At 55.5% G+C, this 24,784-nt stretch carries 23 protein-coding genes and 1 riboswitch; of the genes, 7 read left to right on the top strand and 16 right to left on the bottom strand.

What is annotated here, in order from left to right:
• Positions 1–34 precede the first annotated feature (34 nt).
• The 8 genes from HPC62_RS12395 to upp form a co-directional block, all read right to left on the bottom strand.
• A complete protein-coding gene (locus HPC62_RS12395) occupies positions 35–1,999 on the bottom strand; it encodes an NACHT domain-containing protein (RefSeq protein ID WP_172356083.1) in 1,965 nt (654 codons plus the stop codon).
• Positions 2,000–2,176, bottom strand: coding sequence for a hypothetical protein (locus HPC62_RS12390; RefSeq protein WP_172356081.1), 177 nt, complete (start codon positions 2,174–2,176; stop codon positions 2,000–2,002).
• A complete protein-coding gene (locus HPC62_RS12385) occupies positions 2,177–2,362 on the bottom strand; it encodes a hypothetical protein (protein ID WP_172356079.1) in 186 nt (61 codons plus the stop codon).
• Positions 2,363–2,756: 394 nt separating this feature from the next.
• Positions 2,757–3,167, bottom strand: coding sequence for a DUF4278 domain-containing protein (locus tag HPC62_RS12380; protein ID WP_172356077.1), 411 nt, complete (start codon positions 3,165–3,167; stop codon positions 2,757–2,759).
• Positions 3,168–3,201: 34 nt separating this feature from the next.
• Positions 3,202–3,303, bottom strand: a riboswitch (Glutamine riboswitch).
• An 81-nt stretch (positions 3,304–3,384) separates the two neighbouring features.
• Positions 3,385–3,996 (bottom strand): 2'-5' RNA ligase family protein, encoded by a 612-nt coding sequence (locus HPC62_RS12375; RefSeq protein WP_172356075.1) that lies wholly within the window; start codon positions 3,994–3,996, stop codon positions 3,385–3,387.
• A 22-nt stretch (positions 3,997–4,018) separates the two neighbouring features.
• A complete protein-coding gene (locus tag HPC62_RS12370; RefSeq protein WP_225906620.1) occupies positions 4,019–4,489 on the bottom strand; it encodes a hypothetical protein in 471 nt (156 codons plus the stop codon).
• A 281-nt stretch (positions 4,490–4,770) separates the two neighbouring features.
• Positions 4,771–5,571 (bottom strand): hypothetical protein, encoded by an 801-nt coding sequence (locus HPC62_RS12365; protein WP_205369534.1) that lies wholly within the window; start codon positions 5,569–5,571, stop codon positions 4,771–4,773.
• Between the two features lie 251 nt (positions 5,572–5,822).
• A complete protein-coding gene (upp, locus tag HPC62_RS12360; RefSeq protein ID WP_255548927.1) occupies positions 5,823–6,401 on the bottom strand; it encodes a uracil phosphoribosyltransferase in 579 nt (192 codons plus the stop codon).
• Between the two features lie 496 nt (positions 6,402–6,897).
• Here upp and HPC62_RS12355 point away from each other — a divergent pair, with 496 nt between their 5' ends.
• The 3 genes from HPC62_RS12355 to HPC62_RS12345 all read left to right on the top strand — a co-directional run bounded on the left by HPC62_RS12355 (position 6,898) and on the right by HPC62_RS12345 (position 10,060).
• Positions 6,898–8,169 carry a GTP cyclohydrolase II gene (locus HPC62_RS12355; protein ID WP_172356073.1) on the top strand — a complete coding sequence of 424 codons (1,272 nt, stop codon included), beginning with the start codon at positions 6,898–6,900 and terminating at the stop codon, positions 8,167–8,169.
• A 296-nt stretch (positions 8,170–8,465) separates the two neighbouring features.
• A complete protein-coding gene (locus HPC62_RS12350) occupies positions 8,466–9,038 on the top strand; it encodes a DnaJ domain-containing protein (RefSeq protein ID WP_172356071.1) in 573 nt (190 codons plus the stop codon).
• Between the two features lie 2 nt (positions 9,039–9,040).
• The gene (locus HPC62_RS12345; protein WP_172356069.1) at positions 9,041–10,060 is read left to right on the top strand and encodes a hypothetical protein; all 1,020 of its coding nucleotides are present in this window, start codon (positions 9,041–9,043) and stop codon (positions 10,058–10,060) included.
• A 205-nt stretch (positions 10,061–10,265) separates the two neighbouring features.
• On the opposite strand, the gene HPC62_RS12340 is transcribed toward HPC62_RS12345, so the two are convergent.
• The 4 genes from HPC62_RS12340 to HPC62_RS12325 all read right to left on the bottom strand — a co-directional run bounded on the left by HPC62_RS12340 (position 10,266) and on the right by HPC62_RS12325 (position 15,348).
• Positions 10,266–11,999: a diflavin flavoprotein gene (locus tag HPC62_RS12340; RefSeq protein WP_172356067.1), complete on the bottom strand. Its 1,734-nt coding sequence runs from the start codon at positions 11,997–11,999 to the stop codon at positions 10,266–10,268.
• A gap of 187 nt (positions 12,000–12,186) precedes the next feature.
• Entirely contained in the window at positions 12,187–12,729 is a 543-nt protein-coding gene (locus HPC62_RS12335) for a phosphate-starvation-inducible PsiE family protein (protein WP_172356065.1), read from the bottom strand.
• Between the two features lie 106 nt (positions 12,730–12,835).
• Positions 12,836–13,417 carry a Uma2 family endonuclease gene (locus HPC62_RS12330; protein WP_172356063.1) on the bottom strand — a complete coding sequence of 194 codons (582 nt, stop codon included), beginning with the start codon at positions 13,415–13,417 and terminating at the stop codon, positions 12,836–12,838.
• A 203-nt stretch (positions 13,418–13,620) separates the two neighbouring features.
• Positions 13,621–15,348, bottom strand: coding sequence for a diflavin flavoprotein (locus HPC62_RS12325; protein ID WP_172356061.1), 1,728 nt, complete (start codon positions 15,346–15,348; stop codon positions 13,621–13,623).
• A gap of 400 nt (positions 15,349–15,748) precedes the next feature.
• Between HPC62_RS12325 and HPC62_RS12320 the strand changes: the two genes are divergently transcribed.
• Positions 15,749–16,807, top strand: coding sequence for a peptidoglycan-binding domain-containing protein (locus tag HPC62_RS12320; protein ID WP_172356059.1), 1,059 nt, complete (start codon positions 15,749–15,751; stop codon positions 16,805–16,807).
• A gap of 204 nt (positions 16,808–17,011) precedes the next feature.
• On the opposite strand, the gene HPC62_RS12315 is transcribed toward HPC62_RS12320, so the two are convergent.
• Positions 17,012–17,545 carry a hypothetical protein gene (locus HPC62_RS12315; RefSeq protein WP_172356057.1) on the bottom strand — a complete coding sequence of 178 codons (534 nt, stop codon included), beginning with the start codon at positions 17,543–17,545 and terminating at the stop codon, positions 17,012–17,014.
• A gap of 623 nt (positions 17,546–18,168) precedes the next feature.
• Here HPC62_RS12315 and HPC62_RS12310 point away from each other — a divergent pair.
• Together HPC62_RS12310 and HPC62_RS12305 are read left to right on the top strand one after the other, a co-directional pair.
• The gene (locus HPC62_RS12310) at positions 18,169–18,753 is read left to right on the top strand and encodes a 2TM domain-containing protein (protein WP_216655246.1); all 585 of its coding nucleotides are present in this window, start codon (positions 18,169–18,171) and stop codon (positions 18,751–18,753) included.
• A 614-nt stretch (positions 18,754–19,367) separates the two neighbouring features.
• Positions 19,368–20,756: a serine/threonine-protein kinase gene (locus HPC62_RS12305; RefSeq protein WP_172358924.1), complete on the top strand. Its 1,389-nt coding sequence runs from the start codon at positions 19,368–19,370 to the stop codon at positions 20,754–20,756.
• Positions 20,757–20,853: 97 nt separating this feature from the next.
• Here HPC62_RS12305 and HPC62_RS12300 read toward each other — a convergent pair whose 3' ends face one another.
• The gene (locus tag HPC62_RS12300) at positions 20,854–22,167 is read right to left on the bottom strand and encodes an NF041680 family putative transposase (RefSeq protein WP_172353244.1); all 1,314 of its coding nucleotides are present in this window, start codon (positions 22,165–22,167) and stop codon (positions 20,854–20,856) included.
• 118 nt (positions 22,168–22,285) lie between these two features.
• Between HPC62_RS12300 and HPC62_RS23970 the strand changes: the two genes are divergently transcribed.
• Positions 22,286–22,414, top strand: a complete 129-nt coding sequence (locus tag HPC62_RS23970; RefSeq protein WP_267313410.1) for a hypothetical protein — start codon at positions 22,286–22,288, stop codon at positions 22,412–22,414.
• 16 nt (positions 22,415–22,430) lie between these two features.
• On the opposite strand, the gene HPC62_RS12295 is transcribed toward HPC62_RS23970, so the two are convergent.
• On the bottom strand, positions 22,431–23,768 hold the full coding sequence (locus HPC62_RS12295; RefSeq protein ID WP_172356055.1) for an SLC13 family permease: 1,338 nt from the start codon (positions 23,766–23,768) through the stop codon (positions 22,431–22,433).
• A gap of 181 nt (positions 23,769–23,949) precedes the next feature.
• Positions 23,950–24,633: a hormogonium polysaccharide biosynthesis acetyltransferase HpsU gene (gene hpsU, locus HPC62_RS12290; protein WP_172356053.1), complete on the bottom strand. Its 684-nt coding sequence runs from the start codon at positions 24,631–24,633 to the stop codon at positions 23,950–23,952.
• Positions 24,634–24,784 lie beyond the last annotated feature (151 nt).

The raw sequence follows: 24,784 nt of genomic DNA, 5'->3' as shown, positions 1-24,784 counted from the left end.
TGTACTTCATTGACCTTACGGCAGTCGGTGCTTCTCATTGACTGCCTTCCTCTTCACCATTAGTCCAAACTAAAGATTGATAGTAATCGCGCCCTTCTTCCTCTGGCGGCGACCCCATCAGAAACTCTCCGCCAGGGACTTTCACCAAGTTGAGAATCTGCTCCATCGGCAGGGTTTCTTGATAGACCGGAATGGGCTTGACCTGCGTGCTGATCTGCCCGTCTTGCAGTTGCACCATCAGCATGGACACGGGCTGTCCGCTGGGTGCGCCGATTAGCCCCAGGGCGCGGGCGGCTCCCTGGCGCAGGGTCAGCGGCTGCGTTTCGTTGCTTAGAATTGCTTGGAGTTCGGCTTGCCCGGCTTTCATTGCGCCCAGCGCTTCGGCTGCGCCCCGCCGCACGGCCAGTTCGTCGGGCTGCTTGGGGTCATGGTCGGCTTGCAAAAGAGCGATCAGCTGGGGAGCGAGGTCGGCTTTTAGGCTGTCGCTACAGGCTCCCAAACTGCCCAGCGATTTCAGCGCTTCCTGGCGGGCTTCCAGGGTTTGGTTGGGGTTTTTGGCCATGCCCAACAGATTAGGCACGGCTTTGGCGGCGGCAAGTCCACGCTTGCCAAGGTCTTTTGCTGCGCGGATGCGATATTCTTCGTCTGGGTCGGAGAGGTCAGAAATTAGAAGGCTGATGCGGCGTTTTTCCTCAATTTTTTGCAACTCGGCGGGGTCGAGGCCGGCTTTGCGGGCCAGCAAATCTGGGATGTCTTCTGGAACCTGGGCTTCCTTTTTTTTCACCTGGCAGCAGTCGCGTACTGCCAGCAAAAAGCCTTGAATCGCGGTGGGAGAGTCGTTGCCCTGTTCTAGCACGAGGTCAATCGAGTCTAAAAACTCTGTCCAGGATTCTGCTGGATTTTTTCGACACTGATCGACCCAGTGCAGCGCTGCCAAATATTCTGCCAGCGGGTCTAGCACAATGCGGAGCTTGTCTCCCGGCTCTAGCGTTTGCACTAGCCGCAGCCGGGTTTCCAAATAGACCAGCCGCGCTGGGATGTCGTCTGCGCCGTTTTTGGTCAGGGCTTTTTCAATATCTGACTTAGCCGCAGTGGTGGGGCGATAGGTCTGTTTTAGGCATTCCCAGGCAATGTGCTGGGCATCTTGCTGCACGGCCAGGTTGTCTCGGCGGTTGGCTTCTTCGATGCTGCGATTGAGCTGGTTGAGATAGCTCAGCATCAGTTCGGGCACAGAGGACGGCAAAATGCCCCCCACACCTTCTTGCTGCTCGATCATCTGATCGGCATAGAGCCGGGCCAGCAGCACGGTGATATTGCGCTGACCCACCATCTGCGACAGGCGACGGCAGCCGTTGAAATAGTCTTCGTCTTCAAACAATCCTCGCTTGTTGCGGGCTTCTAGATAGGCATCCATAAAGCGAGACAGACTGCTGCCCTCGATTCGCAGGGGCTTCAGAATGGTTTTGGGCAGGTTGCCGAGCGGTTCCGGCAGGCGAGAGGTGACGACCAGCGCCCTAGCCGGAAAATCGGCTAGATATGGCGTGATTTGTTTGCGAGTCTCCTCGCCCATTTCAGAAAGGTGATCCACGATGACCAGCACCCGCCGCCGCTGCAACAGCTTTTCCAAAAGCTCTGGCGCAATGGGATTGGGCTGATCGGTGAGGGTGTTGATCTGGCCGCGGATGACTTCAAAGAGTGTCTGTTTGTCGTCTAGCTCGGTTTCCACCAGCACGGGCAGCAGGCGATGCTGGCACAGTTGTTTATTCAATCCCCAAAGAGCGATCTGGCAGGCGAGGCTGGTTTTGCCTGCGCCGCCTTCTTCGGTAATCAGCAAGATCGCTGTGTTTTTGGAAAAGGTGGGTTTGAGCGCTTCTCCGATCAGCTTTTCATCAATGGGCTGGTTGTTGAGATAAACGGGCAGGGGAATGTGGATCGCCCGCTGGCTGACGGTTGGCAGGTCTAGGAAGGACTTTTGAGCCGTTTGCCAGTGCTGGTTCACCTAGGCATCCAGAACCCGGTTGCGATATTTCAGAAACCGCACGATGCCCAGCGGAATTTTCCAGCTTGTGTAGGGGATGGACAGATCGCTGGAGGGTAGCCTGAGCAAGAGCAGCGGTCGGAACCCCAGCACGCCCAAATAGCTCAGCAAAAGCAGCGTGCCGATGCTGATCGACACCTAGTGCTGTTGCCAGAGTTCGGCGATGGGATGGGCGGGTTCGGCGGTGGCTTCGGGCGGCGCGGAGCTGGTGCGGGACTGGGTAAGGGACTGGGTAAGGGATTGGGCAACTGCTGGGGCTTCTGTGGCAGTAGACAAAACCAGAGCGGCAAGGAAGCTGAGGAGGGGCGACTGCAAAGAGGGCATGGATGGGTTTCGCTTGAGAATCGATGCTGCCAATACAGATGCACACCTTGCTGCATCTTAGTGTCTATTTCAACACCCTTTTTCCAGATTCAGGGAAAAAACTTTAGGAAATTCTCTCGTGAAGCGGGGTAGAACCTCCCTCGCCCGATCGCATCACGGGAAGGCTGACGACCTGAACAGGCTGTCTCGATCGATCTATTCTACGTCTGCCCTCATCCCCCAACCCCTTCTCCCAAGTAGGGAGAAGGGGAGCAAGCGTGGCATATCCTGTTGCTCCATGTTGCAATAAGAAAAGGCACCCCCGATGGGAGTGCCTGCAACCAGCTAACTTTTAGGAAATGTTCGGGAAACTGGTGGAGCGGAGATGGGAAGCAGATGAGAACCCGCTATGACCCTAGCTGATGCTGGCGTGGCTGCGGTCGTAGCTGTCCCAGAAGCCGGGCTGCACCTTGCCTTGAATGTGTCCCCAGTATTGGCTGGTGGTTCCGGCATCTAGCCCGACGTTGGCCGCCAAACGGGTCAGCATCGCTTGCTGGCGGCGCTTCACCAGTTTGTGGTGATTCATCATCAGCTCCCGCGCTCTCTCTTCGATGGAAACGGAGGCTGCGGGCTGGGCTACGGGTGCAGGGGCCGCAGCAGGAATGGTCGCGGCTGCGTCAGTTGCCACTGCGTCAGTTGCAACGGGTTGATTGGTCTGATATTCGTTGCCCCGGAACTTCAGTTCAGTAGTGGTTGGGTGGCTGTTGTTCAGGTTGAGGGGTTGGGGATCGTAGTTGTAGGTTACGCCACGATAGGTGAGTTTCATAGGATTCGCCTCTCTTTTTGAAGGGTAAGGGTGAGGCGCGTTCCTTCGGGATTGCTCCCTACTTCCGTCTCTTTTGAGCGATCAGGCTTCGAGCGATTAGGCTGATTGAAGCTGACAGCGGGGAGAGATGAACGATTTATTTTCTGTATCTATTGTTACTATTTTGAATTTATCTGTCAAGGGTTCCTGGCTTGATTTGGGCGGAGTTTTCTAGAAATCACCCGATTGGGCGATCGCCCACGCCGATCACTCCGCCCGGTTCTGTGGACGGGCGGGCAGGAGTCAGCAACGCAAACTCTTGGTAAATCTGCCATTCATGTCCGTCGTGTTTCAAGAGCGTGAGGCAATCGCCCGAAAATCTCAGATCCAGCGGGCGTTCCTTCAGCAGGGCCCAGGCTTGCTGAAACGTGTAGGGGGTGATGTTGCGCGAGGCGACCGTGACGTGGGGCGTAAACCGCCGCCGCTTTGCCTTGGGATCGACGATGCCGAGGGTTTGCTCTAAATGCTCCGCCAGGGTCGCCTGAAGCGCCAGCAGCGCCGGAGACCTTTCGACGTGGATATACAGCACGCGGGGCGAAAACTGGCCAAACCCTAGCAGATGTACAGGTACGCTGCTCTGTCGCTGGGCAAAGGCGGCGAGTTCTTCGGTGAGGCGATCGGCGCGGGCCGGCGACCACTCAAACGGTGGCTGAAGCGTGACGTGGGGCGGGGCTTTGGCCGTGTGGGTCTGAAAGCGATCGCCCAATTCCTGAATTACGCCATTGGCATAGTTTTGAATGGCAGGGGGGGGAACCAGGGCAATGAAAAAGCGGGCGGTTGTATCAACCATGTTGGGGGAAAAACAGGGGGCACTACATGGCGCTGAACCGGGGGTGCGATCGCAACATTGTGGGTTCAAACTCTTGCGCCCACTGGATAAATGACTCCGGCAGGGCTTCAGAAGTTTGTCGAGTCAGCAGGGCGGTGTAGCGATTTTTTTGCCGCACCACCACTGCCCGATAGTCTGCACTATGAATCACCGCATGACGAAACCCATCTAGCTTCAGCGAAGACATCAGTAGAGACTGCAACCCCAGCGCCTGAAAGATTGTTTGCACCCAACTGACATCGCTGCTTTCGGCCGTGGTGAAGTATTCCTTTGGCAATCCGCTCAGATCAAAAATAGCAGCCCCGATCAAGTCATCGGTGTATTGACTACTGGAGGCTTGGCGTTGGGTCTCTTCCATGAGGGAGCTGCTGACCAGCATCGACGGGGCTTGGAGATGCACGACAGGATGTACAAACGGCTGTGCAACAGGCGGATTGGCAACAGGGTTGTTCACACCGACTCACCTCAAGCGAAAAGACCACATCCAGAAAGCATCACACTCTCATCATTCCCAATCTAGAAACGGAATCACCGGGGAACGACCGTAGAATTGCCTGTTGCACCATGAACCTATGCAATGTTTGCATAATGCAAACGCCGCTTAATGTAATGCTTTGATGACGCTTTGATGACGCTGGCGCAAAGGATTTTCACTTTGCCAGATTCTTTTACCAGATTCTTTTACCAGACTCTTTTACCAGCTTTTTTCACCAGACTTTTGACAACCCTATCAGACTAAGCGGCCTGCTCAAAAGACGGGCGACGCACCATATACACCACCAGCCCTACAAACGGTACCAGACGGGCGATCCAGCTAATTGCTGGGTTGACCCACTGGCGACGAGCCATGTCATCGGACACTAGCCATCCTTGAAATAACCAAAATACGAGCAGGTCGATCAGGAAAGAATAGGCGAGGCGATCGCCCTGCAAAATCTCCATCAGACTGGCCCAGCGGGTTGGCCCGTCGCCAAACTCAGGGCGGCCCGCCACTGCCCAGACAACCGACGCAAGGGCGATCGCCCCCAGCACCAGCGGACAGGCTCGGTTTTCGGTTATTTGCTCTAGGCGGCTCAGCGGCGGGGTCGGCGGCTCCGGATTCGGTCGTCGCAGCGCCAGCCAGGGCAGATAAAATACGTTCGTTAAAAATGCTGTGCCCAGGAGAAAGGGTAAAATCGGCAGCCGCTGCCCCCGCCCATCGATGGCAAAGCCCCACAGCAGCAGCCCCCAGCCCACCGTCAGGTTAAACAGCGCCTCTAGCCCAGGATGTAGCACTGGGGCTACGGCGGGAAAGAGCGCAGGCAGCACTAGCCCAAAATTCAAACTGAGGGCGATCGCCTCTTGCAGGGTGGCGGGCGACGTGTGCAGCAGCGACGGCCCCGGCGGCAGGTCGCTCAGCAGCACATAGCCGACGTAGGCCAGCCACACCAGCCAAACCAGGGGCGAAACCCAGGCCGCCTGGGCGGGGCGATCGCCCTTGGTCTGCGTCGAAGAATCGCCCAATACACCAGCAGTTTGCGAATCAGAAATTGACATTAATCGGCATTAATCGGCATTCAATGGGGTCTTGATAAGGGGAATCGATTTAGATTTTGGATTGGCGGTTTTAGATTGCTGGCCCGAGTGTCTATGAGGCTTTCAGCGATTTCACCAGTTTCGCTGTTGGTGCGGATTGATATCCAGAACGGTAAGTTAGGCCAGCAAGAAGGTCGGTTAGCTTCGCTGGAATACCTTTTCGCTGGAATACCTTTTCGAGCCTTATCTTTGGCTTCGGAATCCGTGTTCCCTTACTTCGTGCCATAGAGGCGATCGCCCGCATCGCCCACGCCAGGAACAATGTAGCCATGCTCGTCCAGTCGCTCATCCACTGCAGCCGTGTAAATGGGCACGTCTGGATGCTGCTCATGAAAACACTGGATGCCTTCTGGAGCCGCCAGCAGACAGACAAACTTGATCGACAGCGGATTGGCTTCCTTGAGGCGATCGACGGCGGCGACGGCCGAGTTGCCCGTAGCCAGCATCGGGTCTACAACGAGCATGTCGCGGTGTTCGGTGTCGTTGGGCAGCTTCAGGTAATATTCCACCACCGTCAGCGTGGTCGGCTCCCGATATAGCCCAATATGCCCGACCTTTGCGGTGGGAATTAGCTCCAACATGCCGTCTAGCAAGCCCTGCCCCGCCCGCATGATCGAGACAATTACCATATTTTTGTCGGCGGCCAGCACGGGCGCATCCATCTCGGCCAGGGGGGTGCGGATTTTTTCATACTTCACAGGCAGGTCGCGGGTGACTTCGTAGGCCAGCAGCATGGAAATTTCCTTAAGCAGTCGCCGAAAGTCTTGCGTGTGGGTTTCTGCCTGACGCATCAGGGTCAGCTTGTGTTGCACCAGCGGGTGCTTGATGACGTTAACTTCGGCCGGAAAGACAATCGATGAGGATTTAGATGGGGGTTGCTCGGACACGGTTTTTACCAGACCTTTTACCAGATGCTCGTTTTTGTAGTGCAGCCTGAATTTCTCATGGCCCGATTTTAGTGCATCTCATCGATGGGCGATCGCCCTTCTTGCTCCTGTCTTGCCTTAAATTTGCAATTCTCCAGTCGGGTTCTTTTGCTAGGGCATTAACGGCTGAGAGATCAAATGCTACAATCTCGCTTTACACAATTTGGTTACACAATTCGGCAAGTAATTCGGCAAGTCTTATTGGCAAGTTTTATTGGTGAGTCTTGTGGGCAAGTCTTGTAGGCGAGTCTTATCAGCCAGTCTTCGCCAGTCCTATTAGCCAGCCTCAACGTTGTCGATCTGAAAACGGGCTAAAGAACTTGCTAAAGTTTGTGAATCATTCTCAGGGTGTCTTTTCGCTATGACAGACGCACAATCAGACGCACAATCCAAAGCCAAGCCCAAACATATTATTCTCACGTCTCATCGCAATCGCCTGGGAGCCAAGACTACGCCGATTCTCTGGGGCGCAGCCAACCCGGTCGAGCGCGGCCCCATCATCGGCTCGGTTCGCAGCACGGCCCAGCGCAATGTGATTGGGACGCACGGCGGCTCCTATAGCGTCTATCGGGCGCTGGCCGTGGCCAGTGGGGTGCTTGACCCAGAGCATCGGGCAGATTTGACCAATACCGCTCCGGTTTCGGCGATTGGCCCCTACGCCAGTTGGAAAGATCCCGAAAAGATTGTCTCACTTGATCCGTGGGGGGCGATCGCCAGCGAGATTTTTGCGCCCCATTTCCCCAGCGACTACGACATTCGTCCCACCATCGCCATCACCAAGGCACACATCTTCATTCCCGAACTGCGCGACGAAATCGCCAGCGGCCGCCTGCGGGTAGACGGCAAGATCCTCAAAGAAGACGGCAATTTGGTGGTGACGAAGGCCGCCATCGACCCGGTTTGGTATCTGCCGGGGATTGCCAAACGGCTAGACGTGGAAGAATGGGAACTGCGCCGCATTTTGTTTCAGCAGACGGGTGGCATGTTTCCCGAACTGGTGACGCGCCCCGATTTGCAGGTGTTTTTGCCACCCATCGGCGGCACGACAGTTTATATCGTTGGCGACGAAACGACTATTGGCGACCCAGCCAAGCCGCTGGCCGTGCGGGTGCATGACGAATGCAACGGCTCCGATGTGTTTGGCTCTGATATTTGCACCTGTCGCCCCTATCTGGTGCATGGCATCGAGGTTTGCATCCAGACAGCGCAGGAGGGCGGAGCAGGCATTATTGTTTATTGCCGCAAGGAAGGTCGGGCCCTGGGCGAAGTGACCAAGTTCCTGGTCTACAATGCTCGCAAGCGCCAGGAGGGAGGCGATCGCGCTGATGCCTATTTCCTGCGGACGGAGTGCGTGGCGGGGGTGCAGGATATGCGCTTTCAGGAACTCATGCCCGACGTGCTGCACTGGCTGGGCGTGAGCAAGATCGATCGGCTGGTGTCGATGAGCAATATGAAATACAACGCGATTACTCACGCGGGCATCGAGGTCGTGCAGCGAATCCCAATCCCGCCAGACCTGATTCCTGCCGACGCGCAGGTAGAAATCGAAGCCAAAAAAGCATCGGGCTACTATTCCGAAAACGGTGTGTTGACGACCGATGCGCTGGCGCAGGTGAAGGGACGGGATTATTAGGATTTCGGTAAGGGTTCAGGAACCGTAGAACAACTGAACGACGGGGAACAACTGAACGGCGGGCGATCGCGGGCTGAGGGGTGGTGTTTTATCAACAACCCCAAACAGCCCGCTTTCGGTATTTGTACGCAGGCGATTGAGGACTATGCCCCAGTTTTTGAAAAACACTTGCCAATTTAATCGCCAAAATCACAGAAAAAATACAAATTTCTCCTGTTAGGCTTCATGTTTGATGGGGAAATATAAAGATATAGCGCTTCATAACGGCGATCGCGCATCTAGAAGAGGAAGCTCGTATGAGCAGTAACAAAATTACAGCCCGGATCGAGTCCGAGATTCAGCGGTTATCTTCCGAGCATGGCTACAGCGATTCAATTCTGCGAGAATTCGCGCTCTTTGTGCTTACAAAAGAGTCTGCAAAATCAAAGTCTGCTGCAAAGCCGAAGCCGCCCAAAGTCAAGAAGCTAACCGTTACACAAGTCAAGCAAGCAATCTACGATCATTTCGGCGTAAAAGACACCAAGGAACTCAAAAAGTCTGGTGCATTTCAGCTTGCAACTAGCAGCATGGGCAACATCAGCCTTAGCAAGAAGGATGACTGGGAGCAGCTTTATCGGAAGCTAATTGGTATTTTGCCCGGTGAAGAAAACGAATCGGGCTATGGCTGCGTCAATGGCATCAACATTTTCAAATACGATATGCCGTGGAAAGCATTTGGGCTTGATCCTAAAGTCAACTCTACTGAGGATGTCAAAGCCGCCTATCGGGATCTCAGCAAGATCTACCACCCAGACAATTCCGAAACAGGAAATGCAGAAATTTTTGACCGATTGACCGTGTTCTACAAGAGTTTGACCGAGAAGTTCTAAATATGGCAAAAACCTACATCAGAGCAGAAGACTTGCTAAAGCTTCTCAAAATCTCTTCCCAGGAGCTAATCGAAATTGAGAAGTTCTTTGATGCCATTCCTGATGATGAGTGGGAATTGGAAGAAGGGAAAGATTATCGAGTGGTTTCAAGCAACGGAGCCAGAGAATATACTCAGTCGGGAGCGTACACTCTAGCTCGATACCTTGAGGCTACGAAGAAACTGAGTTTTTGGGATTCTCTCAAAGAGTGGTTTTTGCACACCAGAGAAAAGATTCGTAAGAGCTTCGTCCGTAAGAAAATTTTGGATAACTGTGCTTCGCTGATGCGGCGGAGCGATCAGTATTGGGTGAGCCAAGCAGATGCAGTAGCAATTTTCGGGACAAATATCCAGACGCTTCGCCGGATGGCTGAATGTACCCAAAAGAGCGATCGCCCGCTAATCAAAGGACAGCACTACCAGGAATTTATTGACGAGGGCGGAATTTTCTACTCTCTGGAAGGCATTTATCGACTTTCTCTAGCATTCTCAACTGAACTTACGCTTAAAAATCGTCGGGACGAATGTCGGGATGTCGGTGAAGAAATCAGTCCTCAAGTCTCAGACATTATTAAGTTGATTGAGTCTCGTGAGAAGCGGATTTCCAAGTGCAAGGAAGAAGCCAAAAGGCGGGATAAAAAGACTTGTCTTGTCACAGGTCAAAAACCGGATCGGTACCACCGATTTAATTTGGCAGCCCATCACCTCTATTCTTCCAGTGCGTATCCTCACTTGGCAGATAGTTTGGATAATATAATTACGATCTCCGAAGAGGTTCACACTAGATTTCACCGAGAGTTCATGAGTGGAACGGGTAAACCTTGTACGCCTGATGACTTTATTAAATTTGTTCAGCAATATTATCCGGAGAACAGTAACGTCATCATTTGGCTAGAGGGACAAAGGCGCAAACTGGGACAGCAGGAACCTCTAGGTAAGAGAAATAATCACGTTCTCTATCTGCCTCTAAGCCGAGTCATTTAGCTTCTAGACAGGCTTGCCCTGAGCGATCGCTCCAGCAGCAAGGGCGATCGCTTTTGGTTGTTTTCTAGCCTGTTTCAGCGCAATACCTGCTGCGAAATGGATACGCACTGCGCTTGCGGCAAATCATGTCGGGAGTGCGTTTTTTGGGGGGGGGGTGACGAGCGGCGGGTGTTGGAGGGATGAGCGTGGATTAATAAAGCGCGGCTTAATAATAGGTTCCAGATTTGCGGTGCTGGACAGCGGTCACTCCCACGGTTTCTAGCACTTTGCCATTGTCTACGCTGGCGTAGATCAGCCAGTGATCGCCGCACTCCATCCGGTTTTGCACCTGGCATTCCAAAAAGGCGATCGCCTCGTCCAGCACCAAACAGCCGTTGCTGGCGGGGTGATGAGCCACGGCCGCAAAGCGGTCTTCTCCGGGCTGCATTGGCTTTTGGAAATGGCGGCGCAGGTTACGGCCTTCTTTGAGGATATTCAGCACGAAGCCGTCGCCCGTTTCGGGCAGCAGCGCCTCGGCCTGGTCTTTGGCAAGCGCAATGGTCAGACCCGGCGGATTGAAGGTCGCCTGCGACACCCAGGAGGTGAGAACCCCGATATCGGCGCTGCCCTGCTTTGCAGTGAGGACGCAGAGGGAACCTGTGACGCGGCCGACAGCTTGTTCCGTGCGATCGCTGCGGGCATCCACCGCAGGCTGGCGCAGGGTGCGAGTTTTTCGCGTCTTTTTGAGGATTTGGGCAAATTCGGCCCCGGCGGCTTCGCATTGCTGCAAGACCTCCTCGGTGGGCGAAAACTTCACCCGCAGCGTCTCAAAGCCCAGCGTATAGCCCGCATCTTGCAGCTTGCTCTCCAGCAAGTCTACCGCTTCTCCGCTCCAGCCAAAGGAGCCAAACACGCCCGCCAGTTGGGTCTTTGGCGCAGTAGACAGAACAATGCCCAAGGCGGTCTGAATCTGGCTGGGGGGATGGCCCGCCAGCGTGGGGGAACCGATGATGAAGCCGTCGGTTTTGGCGATCGCCGCTGTGACCTCGTCTGGGTCGGCAAATTCGCAGTTGATCGAAGCCACCGTCACGCCGGCCTGGGTCAGCCCACGGGCGATCGCTGCTGCCATTGTGGCCGTGTTGCCATAGGCGGAGGCATACAGCAGCGCCACACTGAAGTCCTGCTGATCCTGCTGCTCGCACCAATAGCGATAGTCAAACACCAGACGGCTGGCGCTGTAGCGCACCAACGGCCCGTGCCCCGGAGCCAGAATCAGCGCCGACTGAGTGACTTCGGCCAGGCGATCGAGGGCGGCTTCGACCTGCTTAGACTGGGCCGCGTGGATGCAGTCAAAATAATAGCGGCGGTCATCGGTGAGCGATCGCCAGTGTTCGTCGTACAGCGCGTCATCGCACACATGCGCCCCAAACAGCTTGTCGGTATACAGGATTCGGGTCGCAGGGTCGTAGGTGCAGAGCGCATCGGGGTGGCGCGGCGTGGGCGTGGGGATAAAGTGCAGGCAGTGCCCCTGTCCCAGATCAATCGTATCTTCGGCGTTTGCCACCAAAATCCGCAGCGCCTGCTCTGGAAACGACTCCCGCAGCACCACCTCTGCGGCGCGGGTGCAGACAAAGGTAATCTGTGCTGCTACTTCGGGGTTGAGCAAGTCCTTCAGCGTAGACAGCCGATTGGGGTTGACGTGGCTGAGAATGACATAGTTGATCCGCTGGAGGTAGACATGGTGCGCCAGCTCTTCGATAAACAGCCCGCTGAAGGAGGCTCCGGGCGGGTCGATGAGGGCAATCTGGTCTGCCTGGATCAGGTAGGCGTTGGCAGTGGTTCCCTTTTGGCGGGCGTATTCCACCTCAAACTTGAGTCGGTCAAAGGTGCGCGATCGCAGCACTAGAGTATTTGCACCGACTTCCGCCACTTGCACGTCTTTGGGTCTTAGCTCAGCCATAGGAAATCCTTAGTGTGGCAAGGGTTAGGGACAAGTGAAAAAGGGTTAAAAGAAGAAGATTGCGCTGGGGCTACAGCACTCCTCTGCGGAGAAAGGTACGCGCTGCCCCAAAAGAGCAAATAGCCTATAATCGCCCGCGTACCTGACTAACTTCAGAAACGTGATAAGCGCCTCGCGAGGAAAGAGCCTAAGGGCCAGTATCTCTCATCTGGGTGGCCCGATCGTCAGTCCGAGTAGGAAACTCGCCCCAGGCAGCGCGGCGACGACGAGACACAAACTTTTCAGGGTCGATGCCCTCAAACGTGGGTGGCAGCCACACCCTTACCACTAGAAGCAGCGCCATCACCACCAAAAAGGCGCAGGCCGAGAGAATCTGCGTAGAAGACGTTTCCAGCACGCCGCGCACAATCACTTCGCGCAGCACCGACACAATCGAAACCTCAACTGCCACGCCAATGGACACGCGCTGTTCTTGCAGGTAAATAATCAATAGCCGAAATAGCTCCACCAAGATCAGCAGAAACAGAATGTCGGCGGTGACTTCTTGAAAATTGAGCGGTGGCAGCAGCGACAAAAACATCTGGCGAATTTGCAGCACCATGAAGCTAAACAAACCCACGCAGAGCGAAATCACAATCCAGTCTTGAATGGTTTCGAGGGCGTGAACTAGATGATCGCGGGTGAGCCAGGAGAGGCGATCGCCCGAATCAGACTTAAGCGGCGTTTGCATGGAAATCCTCCAGCCTTGGGTGGTTTTTTCCACCTTAGTTCAGCCTGGTTTATAGGTAAAGAGTTTTTGCATTCAATTAAGTTATACGTAGAATTCAAAATTTCAGTCACTCGGACAGCCAGATTCCCGATAAATCCAGGACAAAACCGGGAAGAAAGCCTTCCTCCGGCAGCGATGCAGGGTTTTCCAGGCGTTCTGGCGGGCGATCGCGCCGATACACCTCGAACTGCCGCGTCCTGGGGTCGATTAGCCAGCCCAACACCAAACCGTTTTCGATGTATTTCCGCATCTTGGCTTGCAGCACCGGCCAGTCGTCCGACTCGGAACAAAGCTCGATGACAAAATCCGGACAGAGCGGTGGAAACCGTTTGCGATCTTCAGGCGCTAGGGCATTCCAGCGCTCTTGCCGAACCCAGGCCGCATCGGGCGATCGAATTGCGCCATTGGGCAACCGAAAGCCAGTAGATGAGTCGAAGGCAACGCCCAGCCTTGCTGTACGATTCCATAGCCAAAGCTGCCCTGAGATATCAAGATTTCGGTTTCCGGTCTCTCCGCCTGTGGGTGGCAACAGAATCAGTTCTCCTGTTGCAGATCGCTCGATTCGCACATCTCGATTTGCCCGCGCCAACCGCTCGAACTGCTCGTCGGTCAGTGCGATCGCCGTTCCCAGGTGGAGAGTGAGGTTCATTTACGATTCGGGTGAGAGGGGTTGTCTCTAGTAATGCAATTTGCAACTTTCAGTCTGCCCTCATCCCCCAACCCATTCTCCCAGGGCGGGAGAAGGGGAGCAAGAGAGGCTTGAAGTCCCTCTCCCAGAGCGGGAGAGGGATTTAGGGTAAGGGGGAGCGGCAAAGTTGCACATTGCGGCTCTAATATTGCAATATTGCGTCTCTAATAATGATTACCCACTTTGCGGTGGTGAACCGCTGTCAGCGAGTCGGGCTTGGAGACGCGACCCGTGTCTACGCGGCTATAGACGATCCAGTGGTCGCTGCACTCCATCCGGCTGACGACTTCGCACTCCAGGTAAGCAAGGGCATCGGCCAAAATGGGCGAGCCGTTGGCGGCGGGATAGGTTTTGATGCCTGCAAAGCGATCGGCACCCGGCGGGAAGCGCTTTAGGAAGTGCTTCATGAGCGGCTGATAGTTGCCTTCTTCCAGCACGTTCAGCACAAAGCGATCGCCCACATGCATGAAGGACTCAATTGCCCGATCCTTGGCCACCGCAATGGAAATACCCAGCGGTTCCAGGCTGGCCTGGGCCACCCAAGACGCTAGCATGGCGCTGGCGGCATCGTTCTTTTGAGCAGTGATAATGTAGAGTCCGCCGCTGAGGCGACCCAAGGCTTTGTCCAAGTCGTTGTCCAGCGACTTCATTTGTTTGATCGAGCGATCGCGCGTCAGCCATTGCCCCAGGTCGGTTCCGGCTTCGTGGCAAAGTTGCAGCGTCGCGTCGGTCGGCGTTTCCTTGATCAAAATCGGCGCGAAGGCTTCCGTCAGCCCAATTTCCTGAAAACGATTCCGCAGCGGGTAGACCGATTCGTCATCACCACCACCACTTTCAAACAGACCAACCGCCTGCTTGGCGTGGGCTGCGGCCAGGATCGTGCTGAGGGCGGCTTTGGTAGAAACTGCGTCGGGGCCAGACTGTGGCGGCATCCCAATCACCAGCCCTGCGGCAATGCTCACCAGCACGCTGATTTCGTGGGGTTCTGCCACCTTCAAGTCCACTAGTTCCACGGCCACGTCGGTCTTGCTAATGCCGTGGGCGATCGCCTGGGCCAGTCGTTCGCTGTGGGCATAGTCAGCGGTGTAAAACACGGCGACCGTGGTGGCTGCTTTGGCCTGGGCCTGGCTCCAGTCGCGGTAGAGGCCCATCATTTCGGGAACGTGGTGGCGCAGCAGCGGCCCATGCCCCGTGGCGATGGTTTGAATATCCGGCAGTTCGCCAATCCGCTTCAGCGCCGCCAGCACCGAGCGGGCGTTGGGGCCCATCAGGCAGTCGTAATACAGCTTATAGTCGGACTCCAGCGGTGCAAGGTCTTCGTCGTAGGTGCGCTCGTCGCAGAAGTGCATCCCGAAGGCATCGCAGGTGTAGAGGATCTGCGTCTTGTGGTCATAGGTAAAGATGGTGTCGGGCCAGTGCAAGTTGGGCGCAGAGACGAATTCCAGTTCGTGACCCTGACCCAAATCGAGGCGATCGCCGCTTTTCACCAGCTTGCGCTCGAAGGGCTGATGCACCAGGTCTTCGAGGAACTGGATCGCCACCTTTGCGCCGACGACGGTGATTTTTGGGTTCAGTTGCAGCACGTCTTTCACCAGACCGCTGTGGTCGGGTTCTGTATGGCTGATGATGAGATAGTCGATCTCGACTGGATCAATCAGCCCGGTGAGGCAGTCTAGATAAAGCTGGCGAAACTTTTCGTGGGAGGTGTCGATCAGCGCTACCTTGTCACCGCGGATCAGGAAGGAGTTGTAGGTGGTGCCGTTTTCTAGGGCAAACTCGATGTCAAAGCGATCGCGATCCCAGTCGAGTGAGCGAATCGCGGTCGTGTCTGCTGCGAGGGGCGCAGTTTGGAGGGTGAGTCGCTTTTGGGCGCGGTCTACTAGAGCCACCATATACCTAGAACCTCCTGGTGATAAACAAAAGTTCTGCCAGAAATAGCCAGATGCAAAAGCTGATTGATAGAAGTCGATTGCGAAAATTCGTTAAGCAACCTGTCTCTATTATCACCCTGTTCCTGAGAGTTTTGTAAACTTTCAATAAGTAAACCTGCTTATTAACGGAACTTATACTCACCGGACTATTCAATAGGCTTTATAAATTTTCTGGCTAATTCCTGGCAGATTCCTGGCAAATTCCTAGCCGATTCCTGACTGGATTTCTGGCTAGGTTACTTGCTGAGCTGCCGTCCCCTACTGAAGTTTTCTACCCAAATTTTCTGCTCCGACTCCCCAAAGTTGACATAGAATGGCGGCGATTCTCCTCATCCTCTAACGCGCTTTTTAGCCATTCGCCATGTCCTTACGTCTTTTTCTACAGTCCGGCGTTGCAGCCTGCGGCCCAATCGGCTCGACTCGCTCCCTGGCGCTTTGGCTGGGGGTGGCGATCGCCAGCCTGTTTGCAACGGTGTCCCCCTCCCTAGCGCAATCCGTCGGATCGTCTGCGGCCGGATCACCCGCGCAGGGGCAGCCGATTCGGCTCAGTCAGGCCGCCCTCGACGACACACTCCAACTCAACGACAGCAGCGATGCCGTTGCCCAACTGCAAACCCGACTGACGCAATTGGGCTACTACAGCGGGCCAATTTCGGGAACCTTTGGGCCGCTGACGCAGGAAGCCGTTATCAAATTTCAGGAGGCGCAAGGTCTGACGGCTGATGGCATTGTGGGACCGGCAACGGCATCGGCTTTGGCTCGTGCAGGGAGTCCTGCGTCGGGAGCGGTTTCGTCGTCCGATTCTCTCCTGCAAGTGGGAGATACAGGGCCAGCGGTGACGGCCCTGCAACAGCGGCTAACTACAGCAGGTTATTACCAAGGCCCCGTAGACAGCATCTTCGGTTCACAGACGGAAGCGGCGGTGCTGGCCTTTCAACAAGCACGGGGGCTAACGGTAGACGGCATCGCGGGGCCGGCGACCTTGGCGGCGCTGGCAAATGCTCCCCAGGCGATCGCCCAAACCAGCCCCCCCGCCACACCTTCAGCCAATCCTCAAGGTTCTGCCCAGCCTGTTTCCCCGCAGCCGATTACCGCTGCGCCGCCGCCCGTCCAGTCCGCCCCTGTCGAACAGCCCGGCCTAGTGACGACCCAACCGCCCGGAGTCGTTGACCCAGCCAGCCCGGTCGTCTCTGTGCCGCCGATCGCCCCTACCGCACCCCCCATTGCCACAGCCCCGCCAGTCTCACCAAATCCTGTACTGCCGCCGCCCAGCGCAGGCGTATTAGAGTTGCAAAAGCAGCTATCGGAGCGGGGGCTGTATCAGGGTCCGCTGGATGGCGTGATGGATCTGGCTACTCAGCAGGCAATCGAGCAGGCGCAGCGCAACCACGGCCTTAGTCTGGGAGATTGGGCCCCTTAGTCGCGATTGTGTTGATGTTGGATTTTGGATTTGTGGTTTTGGATTGCTAGTCCATCGTTTGTAGGGATTCTAGCAATTTCAGCAGTTGCTATGCCTAAGAGAAGGAAACATCGCGAAGCAAAACAGCGTGCAGCACTTGTCTACACGCTGTCTGGTATTCACTAAAACTAGGTCTCTATCCCTGAACCTATGTGTGGCGCAGAGCTAGTCGATGAAGCCCATCAGCACGTCACCCGTTTCGTTGGCAACATCATTGGAGGCGATGGGGCGACCGCCGGGCAGCAGCGAAGCTTCGAGCAAGCGCGGATCGCTGGCGACGATGGGGCGACCGCCGGGCAAGGTCAGGTCGTCGCGTACCAACAGATCAGTCGCAAACACCGGCCGCTGTCCCGGCAGTACGTCGTCCAGCACTTGCAGATTGCTGGCTTCAATAGGGCGGTTGTTCAAAATCGTGCCATAGACCTCTAGCTTGCCTGCGGCAATCGGGCGTAGACCAGCCACCGAGAAATTTTCGTAGACTTCCATCTGGGCAGGGCCCACAGGGCGATCGCCCACATATCCCGATAGTTCACCTGCCTTCTTTCGCGGCTGCACCGAAAGCGCCGTTACATCGCTCGTATTCTCAGCAGGGGTTGTCTCTTCGGGTTTCACAGTATTTGCCACGTCACTCACAGATTCCTCCTTTGGGGCACTTGCCACACCGCGCCCATTGCTTTGACCGACCTCAGCACCTTCCATCTGATAGGCACTCCTTATAAAACGACATAAAACGACGATGATTAAATACTTCTCAGAGTCTTTCAGATATCGCTAAACGCCTTAAAAGCCCTTCACTAGAGTCCGTCCACCAACACAATGGTTCCCTAAAACGTCAGTCCCCTAGAAGCGAAACTGCCGCTAGTAAATCCATAAAACCGAACCTCCCCCACTGTGTCTCGAAGTGCAAACTCTCAAGCAAAAGCCTCTAGGCCAAGTGTCAAAGCTGAATGCGTTGGCACAGTTTGCTCAGGGCACATCGCATAAGAGCAGGGTTGGCAGGCGAAACTAAACAAGTAGCGCCTGCTACGCTTAGCGCCGGCTAGCCATATTATACGGGCTTGCGGCTCTAGCTTAACTTCAGTGTCTCCTATCAAAATCATAGTAATAATTTAATAACTTTTTGAAATACCTTAACAAAGAAAAACTTGTCATTTGGTAGAACGCCTGAACTAAAATCTAAACGCCAAGTGGTCTAAACGCCAAGTGGTCTAAACGCCAAGTGGCACGGAAATCCACACCTGCCGCTGTTGGATGCCCCGCTGCAATTCTGCGCGTATTTTGCGTATAACAGAGAAGGCAACTCCTCTCCAGGTTATGGCTCCATGAAACCGCGCACAGTATCTCCTCTAGGCTCGCCGTTTGATTCGCCCCAGGTCATGGTTGACGCGAGCACAACGGATAAGAGATTTGGCGAGGGCAGCAGGATGGAGTTTTATAGCCAGGACGAAGTGCAGCATATCCTTCAGGTGGCGATCGCCCGCCAGGCCCAGTCTTCTGGCACGGTGGAGCATCTGACCCGCGCTCAACTGCTGGAAATTGCAGAGGAACTGGGCATTTCTCCCGGCGAACTCCACGAGGCCGAAATTGAGTGGCGGGCCCAAAGCGGCGAGATGCAGGAGCGGCAGGCGTTTGACCAAGCGCGGAAGGGGCGGTTTCAGCGGCGAGTCACGCGCTACTTGATTGTCAACGGATTTTTGGCAGGCTGTGCGCTGCTGGCGAGTGGCGGCGCGAGTATTATGGGAGTACCCTACATTGCGCTGTTTTGGGGCATGTTTTTGGCGCTGGACGGCTGGAATACCTATGGACTGACGGGCGATCGCTATGAAGATGCCTTTCGCAGGTGGCAGCACCGCCATCGCCTCAAGCGCTCTGTACATTCATTGCTGACCCGTTGGCTCAAGCCTTAGCATGTTTTCTAGACGAAAAAGGCTTTACGCTAACCCTTAAACGGTTGCATGAGTTGGTTGCATGAGTTGCATCAACTGTTGCGGTGCCAAGATTGGTGGGAATTTTAGCGATAGGTTTCCCCAATTTTGAGCGCCGGTCATGGGCAAGCTGCTGTTGCGGGTCGTCTGCTCGAAATTTTGATGCAGGGTCGCCGAAGCGCTACCAACTGGCTAGAATGACAGTTATCGCCATATCTGGTGAACTTCGCAGACTACAGCGCCTGGCCTTTGTTCATCCTGCGTTCAGGTCGTCGCTACACGGCTGTTCCTCTTGCAGGATTCGGCAGTGTTCTCTGGTGCGGCTTCCGCCCTGTGTCGTCCTGGGTATTCTGCAAAGTTTTGCGGATCTGGATCGGAGTTCATTGCTTTGCTGGGCGGATGCTTTAGCTTTTTGGGTCAGCAAGTTGCGGTTGACTGTAGCGTCCTAAAGCCAGTCCCTCTTGCAGGTGACCTCAGTAGCCAGCGGTTTGAAAACCGTAAGTTTTGAAAACCGGACGCATGGTCAGGGCGATCGCCCCTCTTCTCATTCCTCCCTTACTCCTTGCCAGGTCGAATTCATCGGAGCCTTGAGTCGGATGCCGTCAGACCCGAATATTGGTCGCATACTCCAAAATCGCTATCAGCTTGTCGGCCTGCTGGGGCAGGGGGCGATGGGCAAGGTCTACGAGGCGAGGAATAACCTGCTGGGTGGGGTGCCAGTGGCGGTCAAGTTTTTGTCGCAAACCCTGCTGAATCAAAAGATGCGCGATCGCTTCATGCGCGAAGCCACAACCTGCGCCCTGCTGGGCCAGCGGAGTATGCACATCGTCAACGTGACGGACTACGGCGTAGACGAAGACGAAATTCCCTACTACGTGATGGAATACCTCAAGGGGGATAGCCTGAGCGAAATCATCATGCGCCAGCCGCTGCCCCTGCCCCGCTTTTTGAACCTGACGCGCCAAATTTGCCTGGGCTTGCAGTGTGCCCATGAGGGTATTCCCGTCGATGGCGAGATTTGCCCCATTGTGCATCGCGACATCAAGCCTAGCAACATCCTGGTTACTCGTGACCTAAGTATGGGCGAGGTGGCGAAAATCCTGGACTTTGGAATTGCCAAAACGCTCCAAGCCGACAGCAACCAGACCAACTGTTTCATGGGCACGCTGGCTTACTCTTCACCAGAGCAGATGGAGGGGCACGAGCTAGATGCTCGCTCTGACATCTACAGCTTGGGCGTGATGATGTTTCAAATGCTCACGGGCAAGATGCCGCTGAATGCCGATACCCATAGTTTTGGCGGCTGGTATCGTGCCCACCATCAGCAGCCGCCGCGTTCGCTGGCCGAGGCCAATTCCAGCCTGCGGGTGCCCAAGGCGCTGGAAACACTGATCATGAGCTGCCTGGCCAAGTCGCCGGGCGATCGCCCCCAAAGCGCCAACGAGGTGATTAAGCAGCTCAAGCCATTTGAGGAGCGCTACATTCCGGGACTCAACGTGGCAACGGCCATCGGAGACACGCTCAACAAAGTGCCCGTTACCAAGACCAAACCGCCGCTGACTTCCGACACGATTGGCCGAGCCTATTCCTGGCCTGCCAACAAGCCCATCGGCGACATCTCGTTTCCCAATCCCATCCGTACCGATCAGGGAATGCTGCCTAGCATCTGGGTGATGCTCTCAGAACAGGAAATCTTTTCTCGCCAAGCCTGCACCCGCTACAATCAGTTTCTCTTTGCTCCTGCGCCGCATCCGTCGCTCCTCTGGCTGACGGTGCTATACACGCGCAAAGCGGGCGCACGCTGGCTGTCTTGCTATCTGGACTTGAAAACGCCCCAGGGACAGCAAATGACGCGACTTCTGAGCGAGTCGGGGCAATATCGGCTGCTGTTTTTTGCCAAAGAGGAGCCGCAGCGCTGTGCCAACGTGATGACCTCGACCATTGCCCTAGCCCAATGTGAACGGCTTAACTTTAGTTTGGACTAACTGGCATCACAATAATGCTCAACAGGATGCCATAAAGAATCTGCTCAACCGTTCATAACAGTTGAACTTAAGGAATTGGATACAATCCTGCTCGCAGTTAAGCTGCTGTTGCAACCGGACTGTTCAGGGATTGTTCGGATGTCTTGCGTTTCGAGGCTCGTTTTTTGACCATCGGATAGCAGGGACGAGGAGTTGGCTTGTGCCCCTTGCCTCGTCCTGGCGATTTACCACGAGGTTTAGGCGCAGGAGCAGGGGTGCCAATCGCTGCCAAAATGCCTGCAAACGCTTGTGCGACCCGACCCGGAGTCAACGTTTCTTGCGGTGCCTGCCAGGGCAAGGGGTGGTCAGTACAGTCCTTTCGCGCTAACCACAACTGCCAACTGAGCAACGGCATCAGGCTGCTCCACTGTTCGGTTGCCGATACAGAACTGAACTGGGGATGTGTCCAATATAGCCTCTGCTTGGCAAAGCGATACCAGTGTTCAATGGCAAAGCGACGGAGGTAGTGCAACCACAGGGTTTCTAACGGAGGCATCTGCTCACCCAGCCAAACTAACCACAAAGGAGCCAAGCGTCGCGTGCTGCTCTGTGTCTCCAGCACCTCCACGCGCAACACTTCCATTGCCCGTTTGGGGGATTTGCGGAAATGGTATGCACTCCAACGACTGACCCGCACTCGTCCCCAGTTGGGATCATCGACTTCAACGGTTTCGACCGGGACACTCCAAGTGTCAGGGTCATTGAGTTTCATCTTATGTCCATGCTTGGCAGGTGCGCCTCGCCCTCGATACGCTGGGGGCGCGCCATAGACACATCGATTGGATGTAACCCGCAGCAGCAAGTCTGCCTCAATCCCTGCCGTTTGGTTGACAAAACTGGCATTGCCGTACCCTCGGTCGTAGATCGCCAACGGACGCACCGCTAACTGCCGAGTCACTTGTTTGAGTTGGAATGCCGCTTTACTGGCGGGTGTTTCAAAGCTGGTGATGCGCTCATGCCGCAATGGTAATGCCCAACTGCCCCTGTCTTCAGCAATCCAGGCTAAGGTACTGTAGTTTTGTCCGGCTATCGGGGCATGTCCTGTTCTGCCTGATAAGGTGCGGTCTTTCAAACGCCTGGCAGCAGGACGGTTCCACCGACTCGCATCACCTGCCAACAACGGTTGCTGCTGAGTCGGTATCTGCTGCACCAACAGCTTCAGCACCTTTGATCGGGGTAGGCGGCTATCGCGCAACGCTTCATAGGTGCTCGACCACTGGCGACGAAAGACAGGACTCTGCGATAGCCTCACAAACGACACGATGCACGCACTCACTAACACGGCATCCATCAGATCAAACAGGGCATCTCTGGCGTTTCCCAAGCTGGCATACAACGTTTGGCGAAATTGCTGAAGTTCGTTGAAAATCATGGGGTCAATGTTGGTTGTACTTCATTGACCTTACGGCAGTCGGTGCTTCTCATTGACTGCCTTCCTCTTCACCATTAGTCCAAACTAAAGGCTTAAGCAATGGCTGACGATGGGCCAGATGACCCCCGGACTTAACCAGTTCAATACCACGAAAACCCAGCTCAAGCTGGCGCTGGAAGATCTGAAGCCCAAGATTTTGATGAAGCTCGAATCGCTTTATGACGACGGTGTTGACCTGTCGGGCTGAGCGGGTCGCAGAAACCTCAGAGCAAAAAGCGCACGGTGACAAACAGGGCGCTGGTAATCAGTTGCGCCACCATCACCGGAAAGCCGTAGTGAAAGAACCGCTTGAAGGAGATGCGGCGGCCGTGCTGCTCGGAAATGCCAGCGGCGACGATATTGGCCGACGCGCCGGCCAGCGTGCCGTTGCCGCCCAGCGTTGCGCCAAACATCATGGCATAAAACAGCGGCAGCACCTCTGGCGGAAACTGACCCCCATAGCTCGGTTCCAGCACTTCCTGGCCTGCCATGCCCACATTGACCAGATATTGCTTCAGCAGGGGCACCATTGCCACCACCAGCGGAATGTTGGGCACGACACTAGACAATAGCCCCACCAAAAACAGCAGCAGGATGGAACCCAGGAAAATGTTTTGTCCCAAAATTGTTGCCAGGATGCCAGAGATGCCGCCGATCACGCCAGTCTTTTGCAAGCCGCCAATCAGCACAAAAATCGACATAAAGAAAATCAGCGTACTCCAGTCCACGTCGCGCAGGATGTTGTTGAGCGTATCAATCTTGCTGTGGTGTGCCAGCAGGAGGGCCAGCGCTGCGCCCATCAGCGCCACGCCTGCTGGGGAGACGGGGACGGGCAGCGACTCGCCAATGACGAAAAATATCAGCACCAGCGCAACGATAATCGCGCCGACAGACAGGACGCGGGGATGATTGATTTCTGGGTGAGGCAACTGGTCGAGGTTGGTTAGCTCGGTCCGCCAGATTTTGCGAAATAGGACAGGGGTCATGAGCAGGATGGTGAGCAGGGCGATCGCCCCTCCCAGGCTCAAGCGGCTGAGATACTCGACAAAGCTGATGTTGATGGCATCGCCCACGATAAACGTTGCCGGATCGCCCACCAGCGTTAGCAGTCCTGCACTATTGGACACCAGCACCATCAAGATCAGCAGCGGCACAAAGTCTACGCCCACGTCGGCCGCCAAAGGGGGCAACAGCGGAGCCAGCAGCATGACCGTCGTGGCATTGGGCAAAAAGGCGCAGACTAGGGAGGTGATGCCCGTGATCGCCAGCAGCAGTCGGCTGCCCTTGCCCTTGGCCAGAATGACCATTTGGGTCGCCAGATAGTCGAAAATCTTGGTTGGCTCAAACGAGCGCACCAGCACCATTACGCCAAAAAATAGGGCGATCGTGGAATAGCCTGCGCCAATGTAGCCAATCGCTTCGTTGAGCGTCATGACGTTGGTAAACACCAGCAGCAGCGCCCCCAGAAAAGCGGCGATGGTAAAGTGTATCCACTCCGTCATGACCAAAAAAATAACCGTGCAAAACAGGCCCAGAGCAAGAATTGCGGGTGTGTTTTCCAAGGCTGTTCTCCCTGTATGGATGAGTGGCAAGCAATAAACCGGAGCGGAGATAAGGGAATGACTGCATGGAAGCTCAGCCTTTAAGTGTCTCTTCAGGTGACGGTTTGGCGCAAGGGGAATGGAGGATGGGGGACGTGTTTTTTGGGACGCGGGAAAGCAGGGAATTTTTCGGACACTTGGCTTAGTGTAATTTGGGCTTGGGCAAAATTTGGCGATCGCCCCTCACTTGGCAGGGCGACCCCCAGCATACGGTCTGCGCGGGCATGGAGTGAAACACAGCGCTGCGGGCCCCAATCACGGTATTTGCCCCAATTTTGACCCCTGGCGCGATAAAGCAGTCAGCGGCGATCCAGGCTCCGTTGCCGATGGCGATCGCCCCAGTGATCAGCCCAAAGGCAGGATCGGTCACGTCATGGCTGCCAGTACACAGGTAGGTCTTTTGAGAAATGACGCAGTGCGTCCCCACGCGAATCGGGGCAAGGCTGTAGAACACCACGTTGTCCCCCACCCAGCTATGGTCGCCAATCTCGACTTTCCAGGGATAGGTGAATCGAGCCGTAGGGCGAATCACCACACCCCGCCCAATCTTTGCCCCAAACAATCGCAGCAGGGCGCGGCGCGGTGCATGGTGGCTATGCAGCGTCAGCGGAAAGGCGATCGCCTGCACCAGCCACCACAGCATCACCACCCAGCCCGGCCGCCCCCGCACAAAGCCGCGTGGGTCATATTGCCGCAAATCAACTAGGGGTGGCGCATCCAGCCCAGGTTCCGGGACGCTCCCTTCTGCCGCTAGCCTCCGTTCTGCCGCTGGCCCAATCGGTGTCGGGTTGCTCAACTCAGCAGAATCTTGCCCTTTTTCTGCCATTGAGTCTTCCTCCCATCCAAACCTTGAGTCGGGCATCCCGAAATCCTGCAATTCAAAAGCGAGCGATCGGCAGCGGTGAAGCTGATAGGAACCCCTGAAACACGCTATTCAAAACGCAGCCCAATTCCCAGCGGTCTGCGTCTCTAAAGTA

Source organism: Thermoleptolyngbya sichuanensis A183 (assembly GCF_013177315.1).
Taxonomy (GTDB): domain Bacteria; phylum Cyanobacteriota; class Cyanobacteriia; order Elainellales; family Elainellaceae; genus Thermoleptolyngbya; species Thermoleptolyngbya sichuanensis.
This window is presented reverse-complemented; position numbering and strand designations above follow the sequence as displayed.